Annotated in this window: 27 protein-coding genes; 1 reads left to right on the forward strand and 26 read right to left on the reverse strand. The window is 54.9% G+C overall.

The window, feature by feature from the left end; all coding sequences use genetic code 11:
* Positions 1–8 precede the first annotated feature (8 nt).
* From GGE09_RS06855 to GGE09_RS06965, 23 genes are all read right to left on the reverse strand, one after another.
* Entirely contained in the window at positions 9–1,679 is a 1,671-nt protein-coding gene (locus GGE09_RS06855) for a ribonuclease J (RefSeq protein ID WP_309745231.1), read from the reverse strand.
* On the reverse strand, positions 1,680–2,450 hold the full coding sequence (locus GGE09_RS06860; RefSeq protein ID WP_309745233.1) for a type III pantothenate kinase: 771 nt from the start codon (positions 2,448–2,450) through the stop codon (positions 1,680–1,682).
* Positions 2,451–2,459: 9 nt separating this feature from the next.
* Positions 2,460–3,209 (reverse strand): biotin--[acetyl-CoA-carboxylase] ligase, encoded by a 750-nt coding sequence (locus tag GGE09_RS06865; protein ID WP_309745235.1) that lies wholly within the window; start codon positions 3,207–3,209, stop codon positions 2,460–2,462.
* A complete protein-coding gene (nuoN, locus tag GGE09_RS06870) occupies positions 3,209–4,651 on the reverse strand; it encodes an NADH-quinone oxidoreductase subunit NuoN (RefSeq protein ID WP_309745237.1) in 1,443 nt (480 codons plus the stop codon). The genes GGE09_RS06865 and nuoN overlap by 1 nt, the downstream gene beginning before the upstream one ends.
* A 15-nt stretch (positions 4,652–4,666) precedes the next feature.
* On the reverse strand, positions 4,667–6,211 hold the full coding sequence (locus GGE09_RS06875) for an NADH-quinone oxidoreductase subunit M (RefSeq protein WP_309745239.1): 1,545 nt from the start codon (positions 6,209–6,211) through the stop codon (positions 4,667–4,669).
* Positions 6,211–8,193, reverse strand: coding sequence for an NADH-quinone oxidoreductase subunit L (gene nuoL, locus GGE09_RS06880; protein WP_309745241.1), 1,983 nt, complete (start codon positions 8,191–8,193; stop codon positions 6,211–6,213). The genes GGE09_RS06875 and nuoL overlap by 1 nt, the downstream gene beginning before the upstream one ends.
* Positions 8,194–8,202: 9 nt before the next feature.
* A complete protein-coding gene (gene nuoK / locus GGE09_RS06885) occupies positions 8,203–8,508 on the reverse strand; it encodes an NADH-quinone oxidoreductase subunit NuoK (RefSeq protein WP_309745243.1) in 306 nt (101 codons plus the stop codon).
* Between the two features lie 34 nt (positions 8,509–8,542).
* Positions 8,543–9,157 (reverse strand): NADH-quinone oxidoreductase subunit J, encoded by a 615-nt coding sequence (locus tag GGE09_RS06890; protein ID WP_309745245.1) that lies wholly within the window; start codon positions 9,155–9,157, stop codon positions 8,543–8,545.
* Complete coding sequence (locus GGE09_RS06895) at positions 9,154–9,552, reverse strand: carboxymuconolactone decarboxylase family protein (protein WP_309745247.1); 399 nt, start codon at positions 9,550–9,552, stop codon at positions 9,154–9,156. The genes GGE09_RS06890 and GGE09_RS06895 overlap by 4 nt, the downstream gene beginning before the upstream one ends.
* Positions 9,549–10,040 (reverse strand): NADH-quinone oxidoreductase subunit NuoI, encoded by a 492-nt coding sequence (gene nuoI, locus GGE09_RS06900; RefSeq protein WP_309745249.1) that lies wholly within the window; start codon positions 10,038–10,040, stop codon positions 9,549–9,551. The genes GGE09_RS06895 and nuoI overlap by 4 nt, the downstream gene beginning before the upstream one ends.
* Complete coding sequence (gene nuoH / locus GGE09_RS06905; protein WP_309745251.1) at positions 10,040–11,095, reverse strand: NADH-quinone oxidoreductase subunit NuoH; 1,056 nt, start codon at positions 11,093–11,095, stop codon at positions 10,040–10,042. Before nuoH ends, nuoI begins: the two co-directional genes overlap by 1 nt.
* A 10-nt stretch (positions 11,096–11,105) precedes the next feature.
* Positions 11,106–11,492 (reverse strand): hypothetical protein, encoded by a 387-nt coding sequence (locus GGE09_RS06910; protein WP_309745252.1) that lies wholly within the window; start codon positions 11,490–11,492, stop codon positions 11,106–11,108.
* A 9-nt stretch (positions 11,493–11,501) separates the two neighbouring features.
* Positions 11,502–13,520: an NADH-quinone oxidoreductase subunit NuoG gene (nuoG, locus tag GGE09_RS06915; protein ID WP_309745254.1), complete on the reverse strand. Its 2,019-nt coding sequence runs from the start codon at positions 13,518–13,520 to the stop codon at positions 11,502–11,504.
* Positions 13,521–13,737: 217 nt separating this feature from the next.
* Positions 13,738–14,136 carry a DUF5333 domain-containing protein gene (locus GGE09_RS06920; RefSeq protein ID WP_309745256.1) on the reverse strand — a complete coding sequence of 133 codons (399 nt, stop codon included), beginning with the start codon at positions 14,134–14,136 and terminating at the stop codon, positions 13,738–13,740.
* 115 nt (positions 14,137–14,251) lie between these two features.
* Positions 14,252–14,713, reverse strand: a complete 462-nt coding sequence (locus GGE09_RS06925) for a DUF3291 domain-containing protein (RefSeq protein ID WP_309745258.1) — start codon at positions 14,711–14,713, stop codon at positions 14,252–14,254.
* A 65-nt stretch (positions 14,714–14,778) separates the two neighbouring features.
* A complete protein-coding gene (gene nuoF / locus GGE09_RS06930; RefSeq protein ID WP_309745259.1) occupies positions 14,779–16,074 on the reverse strand; it encodes an NADH-quinone oxidoreductase subunit NuoF in 1,296 nt (431 codons plus the stop codon).
* 3 nt (positions 16,075–16,077) lie between these two features.
* Positions 16,078–16,302, reverse strand: coding sequence for a DUF5337 family protein (locus tag GGE09_RS06935; protein ID WP_309745261.1), 225 nt, complete (start codon positions 16,300–16,302; stop codon positions 16,078–16,080).
* Positions 16,303–16,365: 63 nt separating this feature from the next.
* A complete protein-coding gene (locus tag GGE09_RS06940; RefSeq protein ID WP_309745263.1) occupies positions 16,366–16,986 on the reverse strand; it encodes a hypothetical protein in 621 nt (206 codons plus the stop codon).
* Between the two features lie 27 nt (positions 16,987–17,013).
* Positions 17,014–18,180: an NADH-quinone oxidoreductase subunit E gene (locus GGE09_RS06945; protein ID WP_309745265.1), complete on the reverse strand. Its 1,167-nt coding sequence runs from the start codon at positions 18,178–18,180 to the stop codon at positions 17,014–17,016.
* Positions 18,180–19,391 (reverse strand): NADH-quinone oxidoreductase subunit D, encoded by a 1,212-nt coding sequence (locus tag GGE09_RS06950; RefSeq protein WP_309745796.1) that lies wholly within the window; start codon positions 19,389–19,391, stop codon positions 18,180–18,182. Before GGE09_RS06950 ends, GGE09_RS06945 begins: the two co-directional genes overlap by 1 nt.
* Entirely contained in the window at positions 19,391–20,008 is a 618-nt protein-coding gene (locus GGE09_RS06955; RefSeq protein WP_309745267.1) for an NADH-quinone oxidoreductase subunit C, read from the reverse strand. The genes GGE09_RS06950 and GGE09_RS06955 overlap by 1 nt, the downstream gene beginning before the upstream one ends.
* Before the next feature lie 22 nt (positions 20,009–20,030).
* On the reverse strand, positions 20,031–20,564 hold the full coding sequence (locus tag GGE09_RS06960; protein ID WP_309745269.1) for an NADH-quinone oxidoreductase subunit B family protein: 534 nt from the start codon (positions 20,562–20,564) through the stop codon (positions 20,031–20,033).
* Positions 20,555–20,920 (reverse strand): NADH-quinone oxidoreductase subunit A, encoded by a 366-nt coding sequence (locus GGE09_RS06965; RefSeq protein ID WP_309745271.1) that lies wholly within the window; start codon positions 20,918–20,920, stop codon positions 20,555–20,557. The genes GGE09_RS06960 and GGE09_RS06965 overlap by 10 nt, the downstream gene beginning before the upstream one ends.
* 156 nt (positions 20,921–21,076) lie before the next feature.
* On the opposite strand from GGE09_RS06965, the gene GGE09_RS06970 reads away from it, so the two are divergent.
* A complete protein-coding gene (locus GGE09_RS06970; protein WP_309745273.1) occupies positions 21,077–22,000 on the forward strand; it encodes a sulfotransferase in 924 nt (307 codons plus the stop codon).
* 4 nt (positions 22,001–22,004) lie between these two features.
* Here GGE09_RS06970 and GGE09_RS06975 read toward each other — a convergent pair whose 3' ends face one another.
* From GGE09_RS06975 to GGE09_RS06985, 3 genes are read right to left on the reverse strand one after another with little or no spacing between them, the layout of a single operon-like run.
* Entirely contained in the window at positions 22,005–22,787 is a 783-nt protein-coding gene (locus GGE09_RS06975; RefSeq protein WP_309745276.1) for a crotonase/enoyl-CoA hydratase family protein, read from the reverse strand.
* 1 nt (position 22,788) lies between these two features.
* A complete protein-coding gene (locus tag GGE09_RS06980) occupies positions 22,789–23,640 on the reverse strand; it encodes a hydroxymethylglutaryl-CoA lyase (RefSeq protein ID WP_309745278.1) in 852 nt (283 codons plus the stop codon).
* Positions 23,640–25,589: an acetyl/propionyl/methylcrotonyl-CoA carboxylase subunit alpha gene (locus tag GGE09_RS06985; protein ID WP_309745280.1), complete on the reverse strand. Its 1,950-nt coding sequence runs from the start codon at positions 25,587–25,589 to the stop codon at positions 23,640–23,642. Before GGE09_RS06985 ends, GGE09_RS06980 begins: the two co-directional genes overlap by 1 nt.
* Between the last annotated feature and the right edge of the window lie 102 nt (positions 25,590–25,691).

Genomic DNA, 25,691 nt, shown 5'->3' on the forward strand with positions numbered 1-25,691 from the left:
TCAGTGTTCTACTCGACCAGACGGTTGATCAGAACTTTCACAACGGGTTTCTTGCCAACCAGATCTTTGCAAACCCGTGACACAGTGCGCAGAACCGCCTTCTCCACTTGATCGTCATCCGCCAGCAGGCCCCGTTTGGCTTTGCCGAGTTCCGCATCAATTTCACGCTCAAGTGTTTCTTGCAGCGAGGGTTGGTTCGATTCAGTTTCTGGCAGGCCCAGAACCTCGGCCCAGCTTTCACCGATTTGTTGATTGTCTTCCAGCAGCAGGCTAACAACAACCCCGCCTCGCATGGCCAGACGCATCCGTTCCAGAACGACGCCGTCAAAGGCACCGATCAGGCGTTTTCCGTCCAGATACAGGCGACCTGTCTGGATATTCTCTACGATTTTGGGCTTGTCGCCGCCCAGATCCACCATGGCCCCATTGGCCGCGATGATCGAGGCAATGCCTTTGGCTTCCGCCAGTTCACTATGGGCGCGCAGGTGGCGGTGTTCGCCGTGCATCGGGATCAGCATCTTGGGTTTGAAGATACCGTGTATTTCTTCCAGATCAGGCCGGTTTGCGTGGCCAGACACGTGGTAGTCGCCAGAGTTGTCATCGACAACTTTCACGCCCATCTCGCTGTAACTGTTGACGATTCTACCGACACCGATTTCATTTCCCGGGATGGTTTTACTTGAAAACAGGAAGGTATCACCTTCGCGCATTTCCAGCCCCAGATATTTGCCATTGGCCAGTTGTGCAGATGCAGCACGCCGTTCGCCCTGACTGCCAGTGACCAGCAACATCAAGCTACCGCGCGGAATATCGCGGGCGTCCTCTATATCCACAACGGGGGGGAAACTGTCGATCAGGCCCGCAAAATTTGCGTACCCCAGCATCTTTTTCATGGCACGCCCCAGCACCACAACCGAACGTCCAGAATCCACACCCGCCTGCGCCAGTGTTTTCAACCGTGCCACGTTTGAAGCAAAGGTCGTGGCCACAACCATGCCTGTGGCGTCTTTCATCAGTTTGGTGATGTTGTCGCCCAAGCCGGATTCAGAGCGCCCCGCGATAGGCGAAAACACGTTTGTGCTGTCACAAACCAGCGCCTGCACGCCGCCTTTGGCGATTTCGCGGTAAAGTTCGGGGTTATACGCCTCGCCCACGATGGGATCGGGGTCGAGTTTGAAATCGCCCGTATGCACAATGCGGCCTTTGGGAGTGTCGATCACCAGACCCGATGCTTCGGGGATTGAGTGGGCAACAGGCATGAAGCCAACTTTGAACGGGCCCAGCTCAACTTGTTCCGGCCATTTGCCAATCACTTCTACTCGGTCTGAATTCTGACCGTGTTCTTCCATTTTGGCCCGCGCCACAGCACCAGTGAATTTACGGGTGTAGATCGGCACATCAAGGCGGCCATACAGATGGCCAAGGGCGCCGATGTGGTCTTCGTGGGCATGGGTGATAAAGATCGCTTCAAGTCGGTCTAAACGGGCCTCAATATAGGCGGTGTCGGGCATGATCAGGTCAACGCCGGGGGTGCCATCCATGGTTGGGAAGGTCACGCCCACATCCACCAGAATATACCTCTCTTTGCCCGCTGGCCCATAGCCGTAAAGATACATATTCATTCCGATCTCTCCTGCGCCCCCTAGGGGCAGGAAGATCAAGCGGTTGGTTTTACTCATTTATTCGCCTCGGTTTTTATCTGCTATCAGGACGAGCCCGTGCATGGTTAGATCACCGTCAATACTGTCAAAAAGGTCGGTGCCCCGTTCAAACAGGCCCGCCAGCCCCCCCGTGCCGATGATTTTCATCGGGCGCGGATGCTCTTCGCGGATTTTCTTGCATACCCCTTCTACAAGGCCGACATAGCCCCAAAACACCCCCGCTTGCATACAGGCAAGGGTGTTGGTGCCGATCACATGATCGGGCATGGTAACGTCGATATGGGGCAGCGCAGCGGCGGCCTCATGAAGGGCTTTAATAGAGAGATTGACACCGGGGGAAATCACGCCGCCGATATAGGCGCCGTCCTGATCCACAACGTCAAAGGTGGTGGCCGTGCCGAAATCCACCACGACCAGATCGCCGCCATAACGGTTATACGCCCCCACGGTGTTGACCAGTCGATCCGCCCCCACCAACGTGCCCGCATCAACACGGACAGGTACGCCCAGATCGACCTCGGGTTTGCCCACAACCAGCGGGCGGCATTTGAAATATTTGTCGCACAACACCCGCAGGTTAAACACCACTTGGGGCACCACGGATGAAATCACCACACGGTCAATATCCGGCTGGATATCATTCAACAGCATCAGATTGCGCAGCCAGACGTAGTATTGATCGGCCGTGCGCGGATGTTCCGTTGCACAGCGCCATTCAGACAGAAAAGACGTCCCGTCGTGAATTGCAAAAACAGTATTGGTATTTCCGACGTCGATAGCCAGCAGCATATGCGATCCTTAGAATGAAATGTCGGCAGCCGTGATCACGTGCTGACGGTCTGTTGCTTGTAGTATAAGCGCGCCTGTTTCGTCCACCGTCTTGAAAATACCCACGATGTGTTGATTGGGCAGTTTGGCGGTGATGGTCTTACCCATATTGGCAGCTTTGGACAACCACGCCTGACGGATCGGGGCAAAGCCATAGGTTTGCAGTGTGTTCTCCCAATTGGCGTAGGACACAGCCAATGCGTTCAGAAAGGATTCCGGTGTGATGGTCAGGCCGGTTTCTTGCGACAGGGATTTAGGTGGCAGAGCTGTAGCTTCCAATGCACCAGCGCTTGGGATGGATTTAAGGTTTACACCGATACCGATGATCAGCGCATAGCGATCCGGCCCCTCTGCCAAGGTTTCCAGCAGGATGCCCGCAAGTTTACCGCCGTTCAACAACACATCATTGGGCCACTTCAGCGCAAATATATCGGCCCGCCCTGTGCATTCCACCAGCGCGTCATAAAGAGCAAGTGCCGCCACAAAACTGCGCAGCGCCAGTTTGTCGGGTGTAGCTTCTGGGCGGATCAGCAGCGAGGCTGCGAAGTTACCATCCTGACTGTCCCAAGGGCGCCCGCGACGCCCCGTCCCCGCAGTTTGCACATGAGCCAAGAACCAAGCAGCCCCCGCGATTGCAGGGGCTTGCCGACGTGCTTCGGCCATCGTGCTGTCGATGGTGTCAAAGACGAATTTCTCTGTGCCGTCTGGCCAGTGCTGCATTATTTCAGCAGCGATTGCGCGGCCATAGCAGCGTATCCTTCCAGCCCGAACGGGTTGATGATGCCGATCAGCATAATCGCCGCAGCCCCCATCAGCGCAACATAGTGCAGGCCCGGCATTTTGCCGTCCAGACCGTCTACATCTTCGCCAAAGTACATGTAGTAGATGATCCGCAGATAGTAAAACGCACCGATGACCGACGCAACTACCCCAGCAACAGCCAGCCAAGCCATATCGGCCCCAACCGCAGCGCGCAGCACATACAGCTTACCAATGAAGCCCACCATCGGCGGAATCCCCGCAAGCGAGAACATCAGGATCGCCAGCGCCGCCGCACGACCCGGTGCCGCTTTGGAATACTGGCCAAGGCTGCGAATATCTGTTACCGCACGACCGTCTTTTTCCATATTCAGGATAAAGGCGAATGTGCCGATATTCATCACCACATAGATCGCCATATAGATCAGCAGCGCCTTGACGCCCTCTTCTGTGCCAGCAGCAAGCCCCATCAGGGCGAACCCCATATGCGAGATCGAGGAATAGGCCATCAGACGTTTGATGTTGGTTTGTCCGATCGCAGCAACCGCACCAAGGAACATCGAAACCAGCGACAGGAAGGCCACAATCTGGGTCCAGTCTGCTTGCGCACCATCAAAGGCGTCAAACATCACGCGGGCAAACAGACCAGCCGCCGCAACTTTGGGGGCGGTTGCAAAAAACGCTGTAACCGGAGTGGGCGAGCCTTCGTAAACGTCAGGGGTCCACATGTGGAACGGTGCAGCCGAGATTTTGAACGCCATGCCAACGCACAGGAACACCAGACCAAAGATCAGGCCGAGTTCGAGCGGCGCACCGCTGTGGATTGTTGAAGCAATGCCTGCGAAATTTGTCGTGCCTGTGTAACCATAAACAAAAGACGCACCATAGAGCAGCATACCCGAGGACAACGCCCCGAGAACGAAATACTTCAGGCCAGCTTCGGTTGATTTCAGGCTGTCACGACGGAAAGCCGCGATCACATACAGCGCAAGGGACTGCAATTCCAACCCCATATAGAGAGACATCAGATCGCCCGCCGACACCATCATCATCATACCCAAAGTCGCCAGCGCGATCAGGATCGGGTATTCGAATTTGAACATATCATTGCGGCGCAGATAGTCTTGGGACAGCAGCAACATAATTGCACTGGCCCAAAGCATTATAACCTTGGCAAAGCGGGAAAACCCGTCATCCACAAATGCGCCATTAAACGCGGTGCGGTTTTCCATCGGCGTAAAGGCAATCCATAGCCCAAGAACAATCATCACCCCTGCTGTGGCCCAAGTCACAAGCGGCGCGGTTTCGTCCTTTTTGGTGTAGACGGCAAACATCAATGCCGCCATCGCAAAGGCCGCGAGGATCAGTTCTGGCAGAACAATATTCAGATCGCTGGAAATCATCTTATTCCGCTTTCGTTAGTGGCTGGGCGCAGTGACAACCGCAGAAACGGCGTCAGGCGTTGCAAGTTGGATATGGTCGACAAGGTTTGTGACAGTCGGCCCGATCAGATCGAGCACCAGTGCAGGGTACACCCCCAGCACCAAAGTCATCACCACCAGCGGGGCAACCATCAGGCGCTCGCGGGTGTTCATGTCGGTTATGGTTTTAAGGCTTTCCTTGATCAGATCACCAAAGACCACGCGGCGATACAGCCACAGGGCATAGCCTGCTGACAGGATCACACCTGTGGTGGCCAAAAAGGCGATCCATGTGTTCACCTGAAAGGCTGCGGAGAGTGTCAGGAATTCCCCGACAAAGCCCGAAGTCCCCGGCAAGCCCACATTGGCCATGGTGAAGAACATGAAGATCATCGCATAGACCGGCATCCGCACCACGAGACCACCGTAGGCGTCGATCTCGCGTGTGTGCATACGGTCATAAATCACCCCGACCGACAGGAACAAAGCACCGGAAATAAAGCCGTGGCTGATCATCTGGAAAATCGCGCCGTCCAGACCTTGCTGGTTCAAAGCGAAAATCCCCATGGTCACAAAGCCCATATGGGCGACCGAGGAATAGGCGATCAGTTTCTTCATATCCTGCTGCATCAGCGCCACAAGGGATGTGTAGATGATCGCAATCACCGACAGGGTCATCACAAAGGTGGCCAGATAGTCACTAGCGACAGGGAACATAGGCAGGTTGAAGCGCAGGAAGCCGTAGCCACCCATTTTCAACAGGATTGCCGCAAGCACCACAGAACCCGCTGTCGGGGCCTGCACGTGGGCATCGGGCAGCCATGTATGTACTGGCCACATGGGCATTTTCACCGCAAAACTGGCAAAAAACGCAAGGAACAGCAGGGTTTGCAAACCGCCAAAGATTTGAAACCCCAGCAGCGAAATCGAGTCTGATGAAAACTGGTGGTTCAGCAATGTCGGAATATCGGTTGTGCCCGCATCCCACCACATGGCCAGCATCGCAACCAGCATCAAAACCGACCCGAACAGCGTATACAGGAAGAACTTAAACGCTGCATAAACGCGGTTTTGACCACCCCAGATACCGATAATCAGGAACATCGGGATCAAGCCTGCTTCGAACACCACATAGAACAACACCAGATCCAGCGCGCAGAACACGGCGATCATAAGGGTTTCAAGGATCAGGAACAGGATCATGTATTCTTTGACGCGGTCCGTCACCACCCAACAGGCGCCGATCACAATCGGCATCAGGAATGTGGTCAGCAGCACAAACAGAACCGAAATCCCGTCAACGCCCACTTTATATTTCAGCCCGCCGAACCAGTCGTATTCCTCGACCAGTTGGAACCCCGTGTTTGACGGGTCAAATTCGGTGTAGATCGCGATGGAAATCACGAAGGTTGCAAGGCTTGCCACAAGCGCCAGAATTTTGGCGTTGCGCTGCGCTGCATCATCTGTGCCGCGTAGAAATACTGCAAGGATCAGGGCTGCCAGCAAAGGCAGGAAGGTAACGATAGATAGAAGATTGTCCATCAGTGTGCGCCTCCGCCGATCGCAAACCATGTAATAAGTGCAGCCAGTCCAACGAACATCGCAAAGGCATAGTGGAACAGATAGCCGGATTGTGCGCGACCCGCCAATTTGGTGAACCAAGGCACGATGCCCATAGCCAGACCATTCAGCCCGCCGTCAATGATAGACCCGTCCCCCTTCTTCCAGAGGAAGGTGCCAAGCCGTTTTGTGGTGCGTACAAAAATCACATCGTAGATTTCATCGAAGTACCATTTGTTCAGCAGGAACTGATACAAGATGTGCTGTTGCGCGGCCAGCTTTTTAGGCAGCTCTGTGTTTTTGATATAGAACATCCACGCCACGATAAAGCCAATCAACATCGCAATGAACGGGCTGACTTTGACCCAGTTGGGCACAGAATGCGCATCGTGGATCACGTGGTTGGTTTCATGGTTCATATAAACCGCGCCTTCGAACCAGGTCTCTACGTTGTGACCGAAAAAGTCTTCGTACCAGATAACACCGGCAAAGATCGCCCCAAGTGCCAGCACTGCCAGAGGAATGACCATAACCATCGGGCTTTCATGGGCGTGTTCATGGGTGTGATGATCGCCCCGCTCCTCGCCGTAGAAAGTCATAAAGATCAGGCGCCAGCTATAGAAACTGGTAAACAGTGCGGCAATGACCAGCATGATAAAGGCATAGGTCGCAACTCCGGTGCCACCCGCAAAGGCGCTTTCGATGATGGCATCTTTAGACAGATAGCCTGCGAACCCGATATGGGTCAGCGGAATGCCAACACCTGTGATCGCCAATGTGCCGATCATCATGGCCGCGAAAGTGTAAGGGATTTTCTTACGCAGGTTGCCGTAATTCCGCATGTCCTGTTCGTGGTGCATCGCGTGGATCACACTGCCTGCGCCAAGGAACAACATCGCCTTGAAAAACGCGTGAGTGAACAGGTGGAACATTGCAACCGGATAGGCGCCAATCCCTGCGGCCACAAACATATAACCAAGCTGGGAACAGGTTGAATAGGCGATCACCCGTTTGATGTCATTCTGCACCAGACCAATGGTCGCCGCAAAGAACGCCGTTGTGCCGCCGATAAAGACGATAAAGTTCGGAGTGAACGTGGCATATTCCATCAGCGGAGACATGCGGCACACCATGAACACACCAGCGGTAACCATGGTCGCGGCGTGGATCAAAGCAGACACAGGGGTCGGGCCTTCCATCGCGTCCGGCAACCAAGTGTGCAGGAACAATTGCGCCGATTTCCCCATCGCGCCGACAAACAGCAGGAAGGTGATGATTTCCAGCGCATTCACATTCCAACTCAGGAAGTGCAGGGTTTCACCCGCGATGTGATGGGCGTTTTCAGGGTCCAGAATTTCCGAAAAGTTAATGCTGTCGGAAAAATAATACAGGCCGAAAATGCCCAGCAAAAAGCCGAAATCCCCGACGCGGTTAACCACAAACGCCTTGATATTCGCGGCATTCGCGCTTGGCTTGCGGAAGTAGAAGCCGATCAGCAGGTAGGATGCAACGCCCACGCCTTCCCAGCCAAAGAACATTTGCAGCAGGTTGTCTGCTGTCACCAGCATCAACATGGCAAAGGTAAAGAACGACAGGTAAGCAAAGAAACGCGGGCGATAGCTTTCGCCCTCTTTGAAGTTTTCGTCATGGGCCATGTAGCCTAGCGAATACATGTGAACCAAGGCGGATACGGTGTTGATAACAACCAACATAATCGCCGTCAGACGGTCAATGCGGATCGCCCAGTCCGTGGACAGAGACCCGCTTTCGATAAAGCGGAAAATCGGTGTGACCTGAACGCCGTCATGGGCATCATAGCTGAAGAAAATGATCCAAGACAGAACCGCCGCCAGCATCAGCAATCCGGTAGACACATAGGTCGCCGCCGTTTCGCCCAACACCCGCCAGCCAAAGCCGCAGATCAGCGCGCCCACCAGCGGGGCAAAGAGGAGAATAGTTTCCATTGGTACGTTCTACCCCTTCATCACATTCACATCTTCCACCGCGATCGTGCCACGGTTGCGGAAGAAACAGACAAGTATTGCAAGGCCAATGGCGGCCTCGGCTGCGGCTACAGTCAGCACAAACAGCGTGAAAATCTGCCCGACCAGATCCCCCAGATGGGTGGAAAAGGCCACAAGGTTAATATTGACCGACAAAAGGATCAATTCGATGGACATCAAAATGACGATCACGTTCTTCCGGTTCAGGAAGATGCCGAAGATGCCGATAACAAACATCAATGCGGCGACTGTGAGGTAGTGCTCGAGGGTGATCATCACAATGCTCCGGTTTTAGATGTGGCAACAGTCATCACAACCCCTGCCCCGATTTAACGTCTTTAAGTTCCATCGCCTTGGCCGGATCGCGGTGCATCTGCTGCATCACATTCTGGCGTTTGATGTCTGTACGGTGGCGCAGGGTCAAAACAATCGCGCCGATCATTGCCACCAGCAGGATCAAACCGGAGGCCTGAAACAGGTAGATGTAATCGGTGTAGATCAATTGCCCCAGCGCTACAGTGTTATGGGCTTGCGACAGTTCCGGGGTCGGCGACTGCAGCAACGCATCGGCGTTTTCTGCCATTTGCCAATGGCCAAACACCAGACCCAGTTCGATCAACAGGATCAAACCGATCAACAGGCCCAATGGCATGAACCGCTGAATCCCGCCTTTAAGTTCGGCAAAATCCACGTCCAGCATCATCACCACAAACAGGAACAACACCGCAACCGCGCCCACATAGACGATCACCAACAACATGGCGACAAATTCTGCCCCCATCAGGATGAACAGGCCAGCGGTGCTGAAAAACGCAAGGATCAGCCACAAAACCGAGTGAACCGGATTGCGTGCAATCACCACCAGCAAGGCAGAGGTCACGCCGATAATAGCGAAGAAATAGAAGGCCAGTGCAGTCGCGGTCATTTATTTGCTCCATCCATGGCAAAGGCGGACATGGCGGTCATCATCGCTTTTTGAACGCCGGTCACAGCGCCAACGCTGGTCATTTGCAAGATTGTCTCGGTGATTTCGCGCTGGGACGCGCCTGCAACCAAAGCGGCCTTGATTGCCGCCGTCAGAACAGCCGTATCCTCGGCCCCTTTGGCAGTCAAACCGGCGATGGTTGCCAATGCACGGGTTTGGGCGTCAAGCCCCTCTCCGACCATGCCTTTCATGGCATCGGCCATACCCTCGGGCATGAAATCCTGCATCTGATCCAGCCAAGCCGTTTGGGCCTGCGCAAAATCCTTGCCGATTTTCTCGGCCATGTCCTGGCTTTGTTTGATAAAGCCTTCAAAGAGTTTGTTGAAATCGTTCATCGGTACGGCGCATCCATTTCGATGTTACGGGCAATCTCGGCTTCCCAACGATCCCCGTTCGACAGCAGTTTTGCCTTGTCGTAAAACAGCTCTTCGCGGGTTTCTGTGGCGAATTCGAAATTCGGCCCCTCAACAATTGCATCCACAGGGCAGGCTTCCTGACAGAAACCGCAGTAGATGCATTTGGTCATGTCGATATCATAACGCGTGGTGCGCCGTGACCCGTCATCGCGGGGTTCGGCATCAATTGTGATTGCCTGCGCGGGGCAGATTGCTTCACACAATTTACACGCAATGCAGCGTTCTTCGCCATTGGGATAGCGGCGCAGCGCATGTTCACCGCGAAAACGCGGGCTCAGCGGCCCTTTTTCATGGGGGTAGTTCAGCGTTGCCTTGGGTTTGAAGAAATACTTCAAGCCCAGCTTCATGCCCACAAAGAAGTCTTGCAGCAGGAAGTATTTCGTTGCGCGTCCATAGTCAAAAGCCATTAGTTTGACGCCTCCACTTGCCAGCGTGCCCAAAGGCCGCCGAGATTACGTTCGTCGCCGTCTGAAAATGCGAGGATCGACACGATCACAACCCAGATCAAAGACATCGGCAGGAAGACTTTCCAGCCAATCCGCATCAACTGGTCATAGCGGTAGCGGGGTACGATGGCCTTTACCATGGCAAACAGGAAGAAGAAGAAAGACATCTTCACAACCAGCCACAGCGCGCCGTCCGGCAGGCCTGGGATAGGCGACAACCAGCCCCCAAAGAAGAAGATCGACATCAGGGCGCACATCAGCCAGATGGCGATATATTCCCCCGCCATAAACAGCAGGAACGGCGTGGATGAATATTCAACCTGATAGCCCGCAACCAATTCGGATTCAGCCTCGGGCAGATCGAACGGGGGGCGGTTTGTTTCAGCCAACGCGCTGATAAAGAACAGGAAAACCATCGGGAAATGGGGCAGCCAGTACCAGTTGAACAGGCCCCAATTGCCCTCTTGCGCCTTAACGATATCCACAAAGCTAAGCGAGCCGGTCGAGATGATAATCCCAACGATGATAAAGCCGAGCGATACCTCATATGAAATCATCTGCGCCGCAGAGCGCAGCGAACCCAGAAACGGATATTTAGAGTTGGACGCCCAGCCCCCCATGATCACGCCGTAGACCTCAAGGGAGCCGATGGCGAAAACATACAGCACCGCAACGTTCAGATTGGCCAGAACCATATCTTCGGAAAACGGAATAACCGCCCATGCGATCAGCGCAAGGATGAAAGACATCAAAGGCGCCAGCAGGAAGACGGTTTTGTCGGACCCGTCGGGGATCAACACCTCTTTGAAGATGTATTTCGCCGCATCCGCAACCGTTTGCATCAGGCCCCAAGGCCCAACCACGTTCGGGCCACGCCGCATTTGTACGGCTGCCCAAATTTTACGGTCGCCATAGACCAAAAACAGCAGGCTAACCATCACAAAGGCCGTGACCAACAGACACTGGGCGATGATAATCACCAGTGTTCCAAGGTTGGTTGCAAAAAATCCGTCCATAAGCCGCCTCTTAAACCATCGGAATGTTGTTTGCACGGCATTCAGCCGCCGTGACTTCTGCGTCTATAATATATCGACCACCCGGATGGATCTTTGACAGGGTGTAAACGCCCTGCCCCATCCAGACCCCACGGTGCCGATCTACGTCATTGCGCACGCGGCGCACAAAACCGTCGCCACGGATCAGCGCATATTGGGCCGCAACACAATCGCTAAAGGCCAGAACATCCGCATCGGATGTGGCCCCGCGCATTTGCACATCAAAACTGACCAGATCGCCTTCCAGCAACTTGGTCTGAACCGACCCGTATTCAGGCACAACGCCACTGTCCACATCCGGCGTTTCGCCGGTTGTGCAGGCGGACAAAGCCGCGCAAGTGGATATCATCAGTGCCATTTTCACCTATTACTCCGCAGCCAGTTTGCTGGCTCTGCGGGCGGCTGCATTCGCAGCCAACTCCGCCATAACCTGACTGGCACGCGCAATCGGGTTGGTTTGGTAATGCTCGCGAATTGCGTTCACCAAAGCCCCTTTTCCCAGTCTTTTGCCGGTCACAGGCTGCCAGTCGTTTTCTGCAACTTGGTCAATCGCACCCAGATGCGGAACCGCGCCCATCATGGCCGCGCGCAAGGCGGACAGGCTGTCAAACGGCAGAGTGTGGCCCAGTTCCGCAGACAAAGCCCGCAGAACCGCCCAGTTTTCCCGCGCATCCCCCGGTGCAAACCCGGCCCGGATCGTCATTTGCGGACGCCCTTCGGTGTTTACAAAGATGCCACTTTCTTCGGTATAGGCAGCGCCCGGCAGGATCACGTCAGCGCGGTGCGCACCCCGATCCCCGTGGCTGCCCTGATAGATCACGAAAGGACCATCGGCGATTGTGGTTTCATCCACACCAAGGTTGAAAACAACATCGGCTTTGGCAACCAAAGCCTCGGCACCTTCTTCGCTGGTGCAGCCCAGATCCATCGCGCCCACACGGCCAGCGGCTGTATGCAGAACCATGAACTTGCTGCCGGTTTTCTCTGCCAGTTCCATTGCGGCGGCCAGAACATCGGCGCCATTGTCACCCTGCAAGGCACCCTGCCCGAGGATGATCAGCGACGGCTTTTCCAGCACGTCTTTGAATTTCAGGTCCAGCAAACCTGCCAGATCGGACGTGTCTGTCCCTACATGGGCATAATCATAAGTCAGATCGACAGCTTCGCCCACCAGACCGATATTCGCACCACGCAGCCATGCCTTGCGCAAACGTGCGTTCAGCACAGGTGCTTCGGCGCGGGGGTTGGTGCCGATCAGCTGGATCATCTCGGCGGAATCAATGTCTTCGATCGTGGCGGTGCCCACATAGGCCGAGCGGTTGCCCGCTGGCAGCTTGGCACCATCCACGCGGCACTCCACTTCCCCGCCCAGTGAACCGACCAGCGATTTCAGAGCAAATGCGGCCTCTGTGCTTACCAGATCTCCGATCAAACCCGCGACCTTTTTGCCTTCAACAGCAGTTTTAATCGCGGCAAAAGCCTCACCCCAAGTGGCCGGAGACAGTTTACCGTTCACCCGCAGATAAGGTTTATCCAGACGTTGGCGGCGCAGGCCATCCCAGATGAAACGGGATTTATCGGACAGCCACTCCTCGTTCACACCGTCATGGTTGCGCGGCATGATCCGCATCACTTCACGGCCCTTGGTATCCACACGAATGTTGGACCCAAGCGCATCCATAACGTCGATGGTTTCGGTTTTCTTCAACTCCCAAGGGCGCGCGGTAAAGGCATAGGGTTTGGATGTCAGCGCGCCGACAGGACACAGGTCAATGATATTGCCCTGCAATTCCGAATCGAGCGTTTGATTCAAATAAGTCGTGATTTCAGAATCTTCACCGCGACCTGTTTGGCCCATCTGGGTGATTCCAGCCACTTCACTGGTGAAACGCACGCAGCGGGTGCAGGAAATACAACGGGTCATCTGCGTGCCCACAAGCGGGCCAAGATCCAGATCGTCCACAGCGCGTTTGGGTTCGCGGAACCGCGAGAAATCAACGCCGTAAGCCATCGCCTGATCTTGCAAATCACATTCGCCGCCCTGATCGCAGATCGGGCAATCCAGCGGGTGGTTGATCAACAGAAATTCCATGACCCCTTCACGGGCCTTTTTAACCATAGGAGACTTGGTTTTCACCACTGGAAGCTGGCCTTCGGGGCCGGGGCGCAAATCACGCACCTGCATGGCACAGGAGGCAGCAGGTTTTGGCGGGCCGCCAACCACTTCGACCAGACACATGCGGCAGTTGCCAGCGATGGTCAGACGTTCGTGATAACAAAACCGTGGAATTTCGACGCCAGCCACTTCGCAGGCTTGGATCAGCGTCATTGCGCCATCCACTTCTACTTCAGTATCGTCGATGATGATTTTGCGCAAATCGGTCATGCCGCCTCCCAAGTCGAGCGGAGTTCGCTCTGGGCTTACTTTTGAGAACAGCGGTCTAACACCGCCGTACTGCCAGATACCGCAGCTTGGCGCGGGCCTCAACCAAAGAAAAGCAATTTGGGGGGTAAAAACGTGACAAAATTCCATTTCAAGGGGTTCTGGCCCCTGAAACGGAATTATGCTTGTTTTTTAACCTATTGTTGAGTTTTTTACTAGGTCAATTTTCATAAAGCAAAGTGCCAATTTCACTTTGCTTGGCAATCTCTTTACGCCCCAAAGCACACATGGACTGAGGGTCGCTTTGACTTGCCCCATTGGCCTTCAAATAGGTTTTCCCCCGCGCTTTCAGGCGGTTTTTCTCGGCGCGATCATCCACGAAGGTTTCAATTTCATCTTTGCTGTACCCCATATCCAGCGCCAGACGGTGAATCGAACGTAACCGCCCTATGCCCTTGAAGATACGGCCGGAAATACCATCACAGGTTTTGCGAATCTCATCGGCCAGCCCCACATAGAGCAACCCGTCGTTGATCTGCTTTACCTCGCGCAGTGGCGGGTTCGCCATTGCGGTGCTGGCCATCAAACTTGTCAGTGCTGCGATCAGTAAAACGCGCATGATCTTCTCCTGTAATTGTTCGGCCCAGTTTGGCCTCTGCTGGAACAGAAGATGGGTGCAAGGGGGATGTTATGCAATAACCAGCGGAGTCACGGGCTGTTTCAGCCGTGAAACATCACTTACCTTCGGGGCGTAAGTGGTTCCAGCCAAAGGCAAAATCAGAATCGCCTTGGGTTTGCAAATGGCTGAACCGTTCCATGCCTTCAGTCACGCTGGGCCGGTGCCCCACTGGCACCCACCACATGACAATATTGCCATTACCTTTCGCGTCATACCATTCCGCGCGGCGGTCATAGAACCGCCGATGAACAGTTTTCCAGACGAAACCCCACAGGCTGTCAAAGTCTTCCCAGACAGAAAGGGTCGAGGCTGTGCGCGGGTTGGCAAACACACCGCCTTCATCTGTTTGCGCGGCTTCCATTGCGGCGTCATCCAGACGCCAGACAAAGCCGGGGCTGCGGGCGGCAAGCCCGTTTACGCGGTCTAAATTGTTCTGAAAATCTGCGATCCTTGGGTCGTCCCAATCATGCCGCAAGGTGCCGAAATTGAATTCGGCCAGATGATGGTCAACCGCCATAAGATTATGCAGCGGTTGGCCGTGGGGTGTTGGCAATCAGCACGGAACCGATTGCCAACAAAGGTTTATTCCGCTGCAACAGCACTAACTCGGCCAGAACGTTTGTGCTTGATCCGGTCTTCGATTTCATCACGGAAGTGACGGATCAAACCTTGGATCGGCCAAGCCGCAGCATCGCCAAGCGCGCAAATTGTGTGACCCTCGACCTGTTTGGTCACATCCAGCAACATGTCGATTTCCTCGACTTCAGCCTCGCCTTTGACCAGACGATCCATGACCCGCATCATCCAGCCAGTGCCTTCACGGCACGGGGTGCATTGCCCACAGGATTCATGTTTGTAGAAAGCAGACAACCGCCAGATCGCTTTGATCACATCGGTGTTCTGATCCATCACGATTACCGCAGCGGTCCCAAGACCGGAGCGTTGTTCGCGCAGCCAGTCAAAATCCATGATCGCTTCGTCACACATGTCTTTTGGCAGCAACGGCACAGATGCACCGCCAGGAATAACCGCTTTCAGATTGTCCCAACCGCCCCGAACACCGCCACAATGACGGTCGATCAATTCGCGCAGGGGCGTGGACATGGCGTCTTCAACCACACAAGGGTTGTTCACATGACCTGAAAAAGCAAACAACTTGGTGCCTGCGTTATTGGGACGGCCAAAACCTGTGAACCATTCCGCACCACGGCGCAGGATTGTCGGCACAACAGCAATGGATTCAACGTTGTTCACCGTGGTCGGGCAACCATACAGACCCGCGCCAGCAGGGAAAGGCGGCTTCATCCGCGGCATACCCTTTTTACCTTCAAGGCTTTCGAGCAAAGCTGTTTCTTCGCCGCAAATATACGCGCCCGCCCCGTGGGACAGGTACAGATCGAAATCCCAACCGGATTTAGCGGCGTTTTTACCCAACAGACCCGCGTCATACGCCTCGTCTATGGCGGCTTGCAGGGCTTCGCGTTCGCGGATGAATTCACCGCGGATATAAATATAACAGGTGTTCGCGTTCATGGCGAAACTGGCGATCAGCGCGCCTTCGATCAGGGTGTGGGGATCATGGCGCATGATCTCGCGGTCTTTACAGGTGCCGGGTTCGGATTCATCGGCGTTGATCACCAGATAAGACGGACGCCCGTCGCTTTCTTTGGGCATGAAAGACCATTTCAACCCTGTCGGGAACCCTGCCCCGCCACGGCCCCGCAGACCGGATTTTTTCATCTCGTCGATGATCCAGTCACGGCCGTTTTGGATGATCTTGGCCGTGCCATCCCAATGGCCCCGCTTTTGCGCGCCTTTCAGCGTGCGCTCATGCATACCGTAAAGATTTGTAAAGATGCGGTCCTGATCAGCGAGCATCGTCTAGTCCTTCATGTGCTGGCGTTTACGCCAGGCTTGATACAATACAACCAACGCCCAAAAGAACGCAGCCAAAGCGGCGAAGTCGAACAGAAACGCAAACCGCGTTGGCAGTCCAACCATCCCGCCAATCCAACTGGCCCCCATCCAGAAAACCATCGTCACGATTATGACGATAGAGGCGATCCGTATTTGCGCGGACGCCGGATCAGGATGGTCCTTGGCCAATCAGTCTTCCTTTCTTACGAACGCAGTCAAAAGCCTGCGCCCTGCCCCACACACAGGTGGGAATTACCTGTCGCTACCAGAAGATAGCGATTTTGCTTGGGAAATCCAATCATCCCGCGTGATGCGGCCTTTGAATTTCAGATTGCCATCGACCCAAGCGATATTTTCTGCGGTCCAGACAGCGATTTGGGCGTAGGTGTAAATGCCCAGCTCATTCAGGGTCTTTTCCAGCGCAGGCCCGACACCTTTGATCTTTTTCAGATCATCTGACGCGCTTGGCGTTGCGGTATAGAGTGCTGGCGTATCGCCTTGGGCTGCAGCCAATCCATCCGGTTGTTCGACCGGCGCTTCGGCAACCGGATCGCTTTGAACATCTGCTGTATGCACCGCCGCTGTAGTCACCTCTGCGGGATTTGTTGCAACAGGCGCTGCATCAACCCGCGTATCCGGCTCACCTATCTTTTCTGCCAATACAACCGAGTCTGTTTTGATACCGTCACAAAAATAACTGCTCAGAACCCAAAAAGCCCCAAGCATACCGATCAACCCGAGCACAAGCGCAACAAGAAGTGCCATGCCAGCGCAACTGGCCATGAAAACCACAACCAAAACACCGAACACAGCCGACAACATCCAGCAAATGCCGGTGCAGGAAAACAGTCCTTTGTCGTTTGTGTCAGTCATTGCCTACGGTCCGTTGACGGGGTGCGATTACTTGGTGGATTTCTTTGAAAACTCGGTTTCGCCACCTGCGGCCAGAATGGTGGCTTGTTCGATCCAGCCATCCCGCTCAATGCGGCCTTTGAATTTCAGACGGGTGTCTACCCAAGCGATTTCAGCAGCAGACCATTTGGAAATCTGGTCGAAATGGTAAAAACCCATATCGTTCAGGGTTTCTTCCAATTTTGGCCCGACACCTTTGATCAGCTTGAGGTTATCCGCCCCTGCCTTGCGTGGCGCCGCCATGGTGCGCGGTTTTTTTTCCGCCACTGGTGTATCAGTTGCAGAGGTGGCTGCCTCAGCCGCTTTGGCGGGCGCTTTGGCTTTTGGCTTGGCTTTGCTTTCAGCAGCTTCAGCTTTGGTCTTCACCGCAGCAGAAGGGGCTTTGGCAGCGGCCTTGGGTTTTGCTGCCGCTTTCGGCTTTGCAGCTTTCGCCGCTTTGCCTGTACCGCTGTTCAGCCAAGGTGTGAGGATCGGAACCTCGTCCCCTTGGATGCGCTTCACTGTGTCGCCAATGCCATCCGCCAAGGCAACCGAGGCGTTGTATTTCACTTTGCCCGCTTCATAATCGACCAACGCTGTGGCACCGCCTAAAGGCTCTGCCGCATAACGTCCGTTTTGCGGACCCGGCGTCGGCACTTTTCCAGCCGCGAATTCTTCGATGATTTCCGCGAACCGAGCGGTTGTCAGGTCTTCGTAAAAATCCTTGCCGATTTGAACCATTGGCGCGTTGGTACACGCGCCCAGACATTCGACCTCTTCCCAACTGAATTTACCATCAGCAGAAATAGCGTGGGGCTGTTTGGCGATTTTTTCTTTACAGACCCCGATCAGGTCTTCAGCGCCGCAAATCATGCAGGACGTGGTGCCGCAAACCTGAATATGCGCAACAGAACCAACAGGTTGCAACTGAAACATAAAGTAGAATGTCGCCACTTCCAACACACGGATATAATCCATGCCCAGCATATCGGCCACAGTTTCAAGGGCTGGTTTGGACACCCAGCCTTCTTGTTCCTGCGCGCGCCACAACAGCGGGATAACCGCGCTGGCCTGACGCCCTTCGGGGAATTTCGTCATTTGCCCTTCCGCCCATTTTTTATTCAGGGGGGTAAAGGCAAAACTGTCGGGTTGTTCGTGGTGCAGACGGCGTAGCATTAGCGGTCAATCTCTCCGAAAACGATATCAAGTGTTCCGATAATGGCCGCAACATCAGCGAGTTGGTGGCCCTTGGATATGTGGTCCATCGCGGCCAGATGCGGATACCCCGGCGCGCGAATTTTAGCTTTGTACGGTTTGTTAGATCCATCCGAAACAAGGAATACACCGAATTCGCCCTTGGGGGCTTCAACACAGGCGTAAACCTCACCCTCGGGAACGTGGAACCCTTCGGTATACAGTTTGAAGTGGTGGATCAAAGCCTCCATCGAGGTCTTCATCTCGCCCCGTTTAGGTGGCGTGATTTTACCCCGTGCCAGAACATCGCCCGGCCCTTCTGCGTTCAGTTTTTCAACGCATTGGTGGATGATCTTGATACTTTCCAGCATTTCCTGCATCCGGCACAAATAACGGTCATAACAATCGCCGTTTTTGCCCACAGGAATCTTGAAATCAAACTCGTCATAGCATTCGTAAGGCTGCGAACGGCGCAAGTCCCACGCCATGCCAGAGCCGCGCACCATCACACCAGAGAACCCCCAATCGAGCGCCTCTTGCTGCGAAACAACCGCGATATCCACGTTGCGTTGTTTGAAAATCCGGTTTTCGGTCAGCAGGTCTTCGATGTCTTTCAGGATCGCTGGAAATTCCGTCGCCCATTGTTCGATATCGTCGATCAGATCCTGCGGCAGATCCTGATGCACCCCGCCCGGGCGGAAATAGGCCGCGTGCAGCCGTGCGCCGCAAGCCCGTTCATAGAAAATCATCAGTTTTTCGCGCTCTTCAAACCCCCAAAGCGGCGGCGTCAGCGCGCCCACGTCCATGGCCTGTGTGGTCACGTTCATCAGGTGGTTCAAAATGCGGCCGATTTCGGAATAGAGCACTCGGATCAGGCTGGCGCGACGGGGGACAACAACCCCTGTCAACTTTTCAATAGCCAGACACCAAGCATGTTCCTGGTTCATCGGGGCTACATAATCCAACCGGTCAAAATACGGCAGGTTTTGCAGGTAAGTGCGGCTTTCCATCAACTTTTCAGTGCCACGGTGCAGCAGGCCAACGTGCGGGTCGCAGCGTTCTACGATTTCGCCGTCCAGTTCCAGCACAAGGCGCAACACCCCGTGGGCTGCAGGGTGCTGCGGGCCAAAGTTGATGTTGAAATTACGGATGCGCTGTTCGCCAACTTGGGCGTCATTGAAATTGCCGTCCATCATTTCGCAGCCTCTTCTTTTTTCTTCTCATCACCGGGCAGGATGTATTCGGCACCTTCCCACGGGGACATGAAATCAAACTGGCGGTATTCTTGCACAAGGCTGACAGGCTCATAGACAACCCGTTTTTCCACCTCGTCATACCGCAGTTCGGTATAACCTGTTGTCGGGAAATCCTTGCGCAGCGGATAGCCGCGGAATCCGTAGTCTGTTAGCAAACGGCGCAAATCGGGATGCCCCGAGAACATGATACCATACATGTCAAACACCTCCCGCTCGTACCAATCGGCAGAGGGGTGGATGGATGTGATGGAGGGAACCACCTCGTCCAGATGAACACTGGCTTTGATGCGGATGCGTTGGTTCGTGTACATGGACAGGAAATGATAGACCACATCGAACCGTTTGTCGCGGCTTGGGTAATCCACGGCGGTGATGTCGATCAGCGTAGAAAACCGCGCATCGTTTTCGGTTTTGATGTAGTCAATGAAATCGGGCAGTGATGCGGCGGATACCTGCACAACCAATTCGCCCGTTTTGGTCACTTCGGTGGCCAGCACAGCATCGCTGCGGCTTGCGGCCAATGCGGTGCCCAATTCTGTAAGAGCCTCTGTCATTCCAGCGTCTTCCTTTCGCAGCTTAGCGAACAATAGTGCCTGTGCGGCGGATTTTGCGTTGCAGTTGCAGGATACCGTAGAGCAGCGCCTCGGCTGATGGGGGGCAGCCCGGCACATAAACATCTACAGGTACGATCCGGTCACAGCCGCGCACAACGGAATAGCTGTAATGATAATACCCGCCCCCGTTTGCGCAAGATCCCATAGAGATCACGTAACGAGGCTCGGGCATCTGGTCATAAACCTTACGAAGCGCAGGTGCCATCTTGTTGGTGAGGGTGCCAGCGACAATCATAAGGTCTGATTGACGGGGGGAGGCACGGGGTGCAGTGCCAAACCGTTCCATATCATAACGCGGCATGGCGGTGTGCATCATTTCCACAGCGCAACAGGCCAGACCGAATGTCATCCAGTGCAGCGAACCTGTGCGCGCCCAGTTGATGATATCCTCGGTCGAGGTCAGCAGAAAACCTTTGTCCTGCAACTCGTTGTTCAAGGCACGGGTTGCAACGTCTTTATCCACACCAGCGGTGTTGGCAGTTGTGCTCACTCCCATTCCAGTGCTCCTTTTTTCCACTCATATGCAAAGCCAATTGTCAGAACACCCAGGAAAACCATCATCGACCAAAAGCCCAGAACGCCCAGATCCTTGAACGACGCGGCCCAAGGGAACAGGAAGGCAACTTCCAGATCGAAAATGATGAACAGGATGGAAACCAGATAGAAGCGGATGTCGAATTTCATCCGCGCATCGTCAAATGCGTTAAAGCCACACTCGTAAGCCGATGTTTTTTCTGCATCGGGGTGACGCACCGCGATGATCACCGCTGCAAGGATCAGCACAAGGCCAAGGGCCAAAGCTATCCCCAGAAACACCAAAATCGGCAGGTATTCTCTGAGCAGGTCTTCCATGGGCGACTCCTTCGCGCAAATCTGGTTGTCGGCATCGTTTAACTATCCCTGCCCCGAACCAAGGTCAACCAATCGCCAGCCCGTTTTGACGCCTGAGGCCAAAGAAAGTGGCGAATGTCCGACGACAGGCGGTCTTGGTGCGGTCAGAGAGCCGAAATGCCTTGTTCCCACAATGACGATTGCGTAGCCTTTTATGCAAGTCCCAAGCCTAAAAAGAGCGTTGAATTGGCCGAAAACCTTGCAATTTTAAAAGGCCGTACCTTTTTTCTGGGAGTGGGTGCGCAAAAAGCAGGCACAACATGGTTGTCTTTCTATCTGCGCGACCATCCAGAGGTCTATTTTTCCCCGATCAAGGAAATGCACTTTTGGGGCAATCGCAACCGCGATGACAATTGGCCCCAATCCATGTTTCGCAAAAAGCTGGCCAAACGCGAGTCCGAGATGCTGGACAACCCCGATTTGCCGCAAAAAGGCGCGGTTGCCCTGCGCGACCGCATCAGGATGGGCACCAGCATCGGGGGCTACCGCCGTTTTTTCCGTCGCCGCGTCACCAGCGAACAGGTTTTTGGCGAAATTACCCCCGCCTATTGCGCGCTGGACCGCGAAGAACTGGCCTTGATCCGGCGCGAATACCCCAGTGCCAAAATCATCTTCCTGCTGCGCAATCCGGTGGATCGCATGTGGTCGCAACTGCGGTTTTCCGAAAAGTTTGAAACTTTGGAAGAACTTGAGCCCAAAATCGACGGGGCGTTTGACAAAAAGCTGTACACAGAGCGGTATGACTATGTGCGTGCCATACGCAACCTGCGGGCAGAATTCTCAGCGGAAAACCTGCATTTTCAGTTCTATGAAACCCTATTCACGCCAGCGGCCATCAACGGCATTTGCAGCTTTTTGAATATTCAGCCCCTGCCCGCAAAATTTGAACGCTCGCGCAATGTCTCGGTAAAAATGCCGCTTAGCCCCGAATTGCGCGCGGAAATGATCCACCGTCTGGCGGATCAATACACCTATTGCCGCGATCTGTTTGCAGGGGATTTGCCTGAAAGCTGGCTGAAAGACCTAACCCAGCTGGAATAGCCGCCTATTGCGCCCAAGGTGCCTTTTCTTTGGCAAAAAACGCATTAATCCCGTCTGATGCCTCTGAATCCTCCCAAGCCTCGACCAGCGCCGCAATGCTGGCGTCGATCTGGGCTTGACTGATCTCGCCTCCTTGCCCGCGGATCAACCGTTTGGTTTTTTCCACAGCGCGTGGCGCCACCCCCAGATAGGGTTTGATTTCAGCCTCAATCGCGTCGTCCAGCGCATCCACAGCCACAACCCGCGCCAACAGACCAAGGGTCTGCGCCTCGGCACTGTCAAACAAGCGGGCTGACATCATTACACGGCGCGCCATCGGTTCCCCCATGCGTTTGATCACATAAGGCGAAATCGTTGCGGGGATCAGACCCAGCCGCGTTTCTGTCAGGCCGAATTTTGTATCTGGCACGCCAATGGCAATATCACAGACCGACATCATCCCGATGCCACCGCCAAACGCCTGCCCCTGTACCCGCCCGATCAGCGGTTTTGGCAATGTGTTCAACGCCCCCAGCATCGTGGCCAATTCACGCGCGCCAGCTGCCCGCTGATCCGCCGTTGCGGCCATTTGATCCTTCATCCAGCCCAGATCACCGCCCGCACAAAAGCTGCGCCCTTCGGCGGCAAGAACAACCACACGGATCGCAGCATCCGCAGCAATCTGCGCCGCGGCCACCGTCAATTCGTTAATCATCTGCGCATTCATCGCGTTATGTTTTTCCGCCCGCGCCAGCGTCAGCGTTGCAACACCACGATCATCAGTCTTTAGCGTAATAGTTTCAAACACGTTAAGTCCTCAAAGTTCGGGCGAAATCCGCCGCTTTGGCCAAGGCCGTCAGGTCAATTCCTGTTTCAAACCCAGCGGCTTGCAAAACATCAGCCACTGATTCCGTTGCCACATTGCCGGATGCACCCGGCGCATAGGGGCAGCCGCCCAATCCCCCTGCAGAGGCATCAAACACCTTCACCCCCAGATCAAGAGAGGCGCGGATATTTTCGAGCGCCCGCCCCGATGTGTCATGGTAATGCCCTGCCAGTTTAACGGCGGGAACCTCTGCCAGAACCGCCTTTAGCATTGCGATAATCGTTTCAGGGGTCGCCTGCCCGATGGTGTCACCCAAGCTGATTTCATAGCAGCCGAAATCCCGCAGCGCGGCGGCCACTTTGGCCACTATTGCAGGCGGCGTAGGCCCGTCAAACGGGCAATCCGTGACGCAGGAAATATAGCCGCGCACGGGAATACCCGCTTCTTTTGCCGCCTCAACTACGGGCACGAACCGTTCGATGCTTTCCGCCACAGAACAATTGATATTCGCCTGACTGAATCCCTCGGAAGCAGAGGCAAAGATCGCGATTTCATCGGCTTTGGCCGCTTTCGCCCCATCAAACCCACGCATATTCGGGGTCAAAGCCGCATAGCTGCACCCCTTAGCCCGCGATATCTGCGCCAGCACATCCGCACTATCCGCCATTTGCGGCACCCATTTTGGCGACACAAAACTGGCCACCTCAATCCGCCGAAAGCCGCAGGCAGATAACATATCCACTAGTTTCACCTTATTAGCAGTTGAAATCATTACCTTTTCATTTTGAAGCCCGTCGCGGGGACCGACCTCAAATATCTCGGCATGATGGGCCATTATGCGGCCTCCTCTGCTGGGTCTTCCATGCGGATCAGCAGCGCACCGTCCATGACCTGCCCGCCTTTGACAGCCTGCACCTCGGCAATTATGCCATCAAACGGCGCTGTCATGCGGTGTTCCATCTTCATCGCCTCAAGAATCGCCAGCGTATCGCCCTTGCTGACGGTATCACCCGCAGCCACCATCACATCCTTGACGGTCCCCGGCATTGGCGCAAAGATTGTACCCGCGCCCTGTTCTTCATTTGCGCCACGATCCAGCAGGTTGTGCAAGGTAAAGTGATGGGTCTGCGCGCCGAACAGGCTGACGCCCGTGGCATGGGCAACAGGATTGATATCGGGTTTCAATCCATCCACCAACCATCCCGCAGTGGTCTGCACCTCTAGAACCTGATCCTCAATCGTACAGGACACCAAATCCTGCGCCAGACAGCGCAGCACCACATCTTGCGATCCCGTTTTGTGATCCAGACGCACCGTCCGCGCCAGCGGTTCCCAAACAGAGAACCCCATTTGCAGCCCTCGTTGATCCAGACCTGTCGCCTTAATCGCCGCGATGGCCCAATGCAGCGCCGTGGGGGCATCCTCGGCCACAAGCATTTCCTGATCGCGCCCGATCAGACCTGTATCCACACGCCCTGCCGCGAAATCTGTGTGTCGCGTTAACGCGCCCAAAAATCCCAGATTCGTGGTGCAGCCCGCAACTTCGGTTCGCGCCAAAGCTTGTTCCAACTTACCAAGCGCCTGTGCGCGGGTCGCCCCATGCACCACCAGTTTGGCAATCATCGGATCATAATGGGGCGTGATCGCATCCCCTGCCCGCACGCCAGTATCTGCCCGCGCAGTGGTCGGAAACTCCAAATGGCTTAGCGTCCCAATAGAAGGTAAGAACCCTTTGGCAGCGTCTTCTGCGTAAATCCGTGCCTCAAAAGCCCAGCCATTGATTGACAGTTCATCCTGCGTTTTCGGCAAAACCTCACCGCTGGCCACACGCAATTGCCATTCCACCAGATCCTGCCCCGTAATCGCCTCGGTCACAGGGTGTTCCACTTGCAGGCGCGTATTCATTTCCATGAACCAGAACCCGTCCTCGCGCAGCGGGCCAGACCCGTCCACGATGAATTCAATCGTACCTGCACCAGAATAGCCGATCGCCTTAGCCGCCAGAACAGCCGCCTGCCCCATGGCTGCGCGAACAGCGTCTGGCATATCAGGCGCAGGCGCTTCTTCGATCACCTTTTGGTGGCGGCGCTGAAGCGAGCAGTCCCGTTCAAACAAATGCACCGCATTGCCGTGGGTATCGCCAAACACCTGAATCTCGATATGACGCGGGTTTTGAACAAATTTTTCCACCAACACGTCAGAATTGCCAAAGGCAGTTGCGGCCTCGGATCTGGCAGAGCCCAAAGCCTCAACAAATTCGCCAGCCGACTCAACCAGACGCATGCCTTTGCCACCGCCGCCAGCGACCGCTTTGATCAGCACAGGATAGCCGATTTGACCCGCTTGTTCCGCCAGAAACCCGTCGTCCTGATTGTCCCCATGATAGCCCGGAACCACCGGCACACCTGCTTTTTCCATCAGCGCCTTGGCTGCATCTTTCAACCCCATCGCGCGGATTGCATCCGCACTTGGCCCGATAAACACCAAACCCGCATCCGCCAGTTTTTGTGCGAAATCAGGGTTTTCCGACAGGAACCCATAACCCGGGTGGATCGCCTGTGCCCCTGTATCCAGCGCCGCCTGAATAATCGCATCGCCCCGCAGATAACTTTGCGCAACAGGCGCTGGCCCCAGCCGCACCGCTTCATCTGCCATCGCAACATGGCGGGCCTGCGCATCCGCATCGGAATACACCGCCACAGTGGCCACACCCATCTTGCGACAGGTTTCAATCACACGACAGGCGATTTCGCCCCGATTGGCTATTAAAATCTTGTTAAACATCCCGACACCGTCTCCAATTTTGCCCAAAAGCAAGGTCTTCTTTTGAGCCGAAATACCTCTGGGGTGCGGGGGCTGGCCCCCGCGTGATCATTTAATGCGTTG

This window comes from Roseobacter sp. N2S (assembly GCF_031454055.1).
In the GTDB taxonomy this organism is placed as follows: domain Bacteria; phylum Pseudomonadota; class Alphaproteobacteria; order Rhodobacterales; family Rhodobacteraceae; genus Amylibacter.

Coding starts and splice junctions, on each gene's coding strand:
- GGE09_RS06855 (WP_309745231.1), bottom strand. CDS start 1,679: ATGAGTAAAACCAACCGCTTGATCTTCCTGCCCCTAGGGGGCGCAGGA.
- GGE09_RS06860 (WP_309745233.1), bottom strand. CDS start 2,450: ATGCTGCTGGCTATCGACGTCGGAAATACCAATACTGTTTTTGCAATT.
- GGE09_RS06865 (WP_309745235.1), bottom strand. CDS start 3,209: ATGCAGCACTGGCCAGACGGCACAGAGAAATTCGTCTTTGACACCATC.
- nuoN (WP_309745237.1), bottom strand. CDS start 4,651: ATGATTTCCAGCGATCTGAATATTGTTCTGCCAGAACTGATCCTCGCG.
- GGE09_RS06875 (WP_309745239.1), bottom strand. CDS start 6,211: ATGGACAATCTTCTATCTATCGTTACCTTCCTGCCTTTGCTGGCAGCC.
- nuoL (WP_309745241.1), bottom strand. CDS start 8,193: ATGGAAACTATTCTCCTCTTTGCCCCGCTGGTGGGCGCGCTGATCTGC.
- nuoK (WP_309745243.1), bottom strand. CDS start 8,508: ATGATCACCCTCGAGCACTACCTCACAGTCGCCGCATTGATGTTTGTT.
- GGE09_RS06890 (WP_309745245.1), bottom strand. CDS start 9,157: ATGACCGCGACTGCACTGGCCTTCTATTTCTTCGCTATTATCGGCGTG.
- GGE09_RS06895 (WP_309745247.1), bottom strand. CDS start 9,552: ATGAACGATTTCAACAAACTCTTTGAAGGCTTTATCAAACAAAGCCAG.
- nuoI (WP_309745249.1), bottom strand. CDS start 10,040: ATGGCTTTTGACTATGGACGCGCAACGAAATACTTCCTGCTGCAAGAC.
- nuoH (WP_309745251.1), bottom strand. CDS start 11,095: ATGGACGGATTTTTTGCAACCAACCTTGGAACACTGGTGATTATCATC.
- GGE09_RS06910 (WP_309745252.1), bottom strand. CDS start 11,492: ATGGCACTGATGATATCCACTTGCGCGGCTTTGTCCGCCTGCACAACC.
- nuoG (WP_309745254.1), bottom strand. CDS start 13,520: ATGACCGATTTGCGCAAAATCATCATCGACGATACTGAAGTAGAAGTG.
- GGE09_RS06920 (WP_309745256.1), bottom strand. CDS start 14,136: ATGCGCGTTTTACTGATCGCAGCACTGACAAGTTTGATGGCCAGCACC.
- GGE09_RS06925 (WP_309745258.1), bottom strand. CDS start 14,713: ATGGCGGTTGACCATCATCTGGCCGAATTCAATTTCGGCACCTTGCGG.
- nuoF (WP_309745259.1), bottom strand. CDS start 16,074: ATGCTCGCTGATCAGGACCGCATCTTTACAAATCTTTACGGTATGCAT.
- GGE09_RS06940 (WP_309745263.1), bottom strand. CDS start 16,986: ATGACTGACACAAACGACAAAGGACTGTTTTCCTGCACCGGCATTTGC.
- GGE09_RS06945 (WP_309745265.1), bottom strand. CDS start 18,180: ATGCTACGCCGTCTGCACCACGAACAACCCGACAGTTTTGCCTTTACC.
- GGE09_RS06950 (WP_309745796.1), bottom strand. CDS start 19,391: ATGGACGGCAATTTCAATGACGCCCAAGTTGGCGAACAGCGCATCCGT.
- GGE09_RS06955 (WP_309745267.1), bottom strand. CDS start 20,008: ATGACAGAGGCTCTTACAGAATTGGGCACCGCATTGGCCGCAAGCCGC.
- GGE09_RS06960 (WP_309745269.1), bottom strand. CDS start 20,564: ATGGGAGTGAGCACAACTGCCAACACCGCTGGTGTGGATAAAGACGTT.
- GGE09_RS06965 (WP_309745271.1), bottom strand. CDS start 20,920: ATGGAAGACCTGCTCAGAGAATACCTGCCGATTTTGGTGTTTCTGGGG.
- GGE09_RS06970 (WP_309745273.1), top strand. CDS start 21,077: ATGCCTTGTTCCCACAATGACGATTGCGTAGCCTTTTATGCAAGTCCC.
- GGE09_RS06980 (WP_309745278.1), bottom strand. CDS start 23,640: ATGGCCCATCATGCCGAGATATTTGAGGTCGGTCCCCGCGACGGGCTT.
- GGE09_RS06985 (WP_309745280.1), bottom strand. CDS start 25,589: ATGTTTAACAAGATTTTAATAGCCAATCGGGGCGAAATCGCCTGTCGT.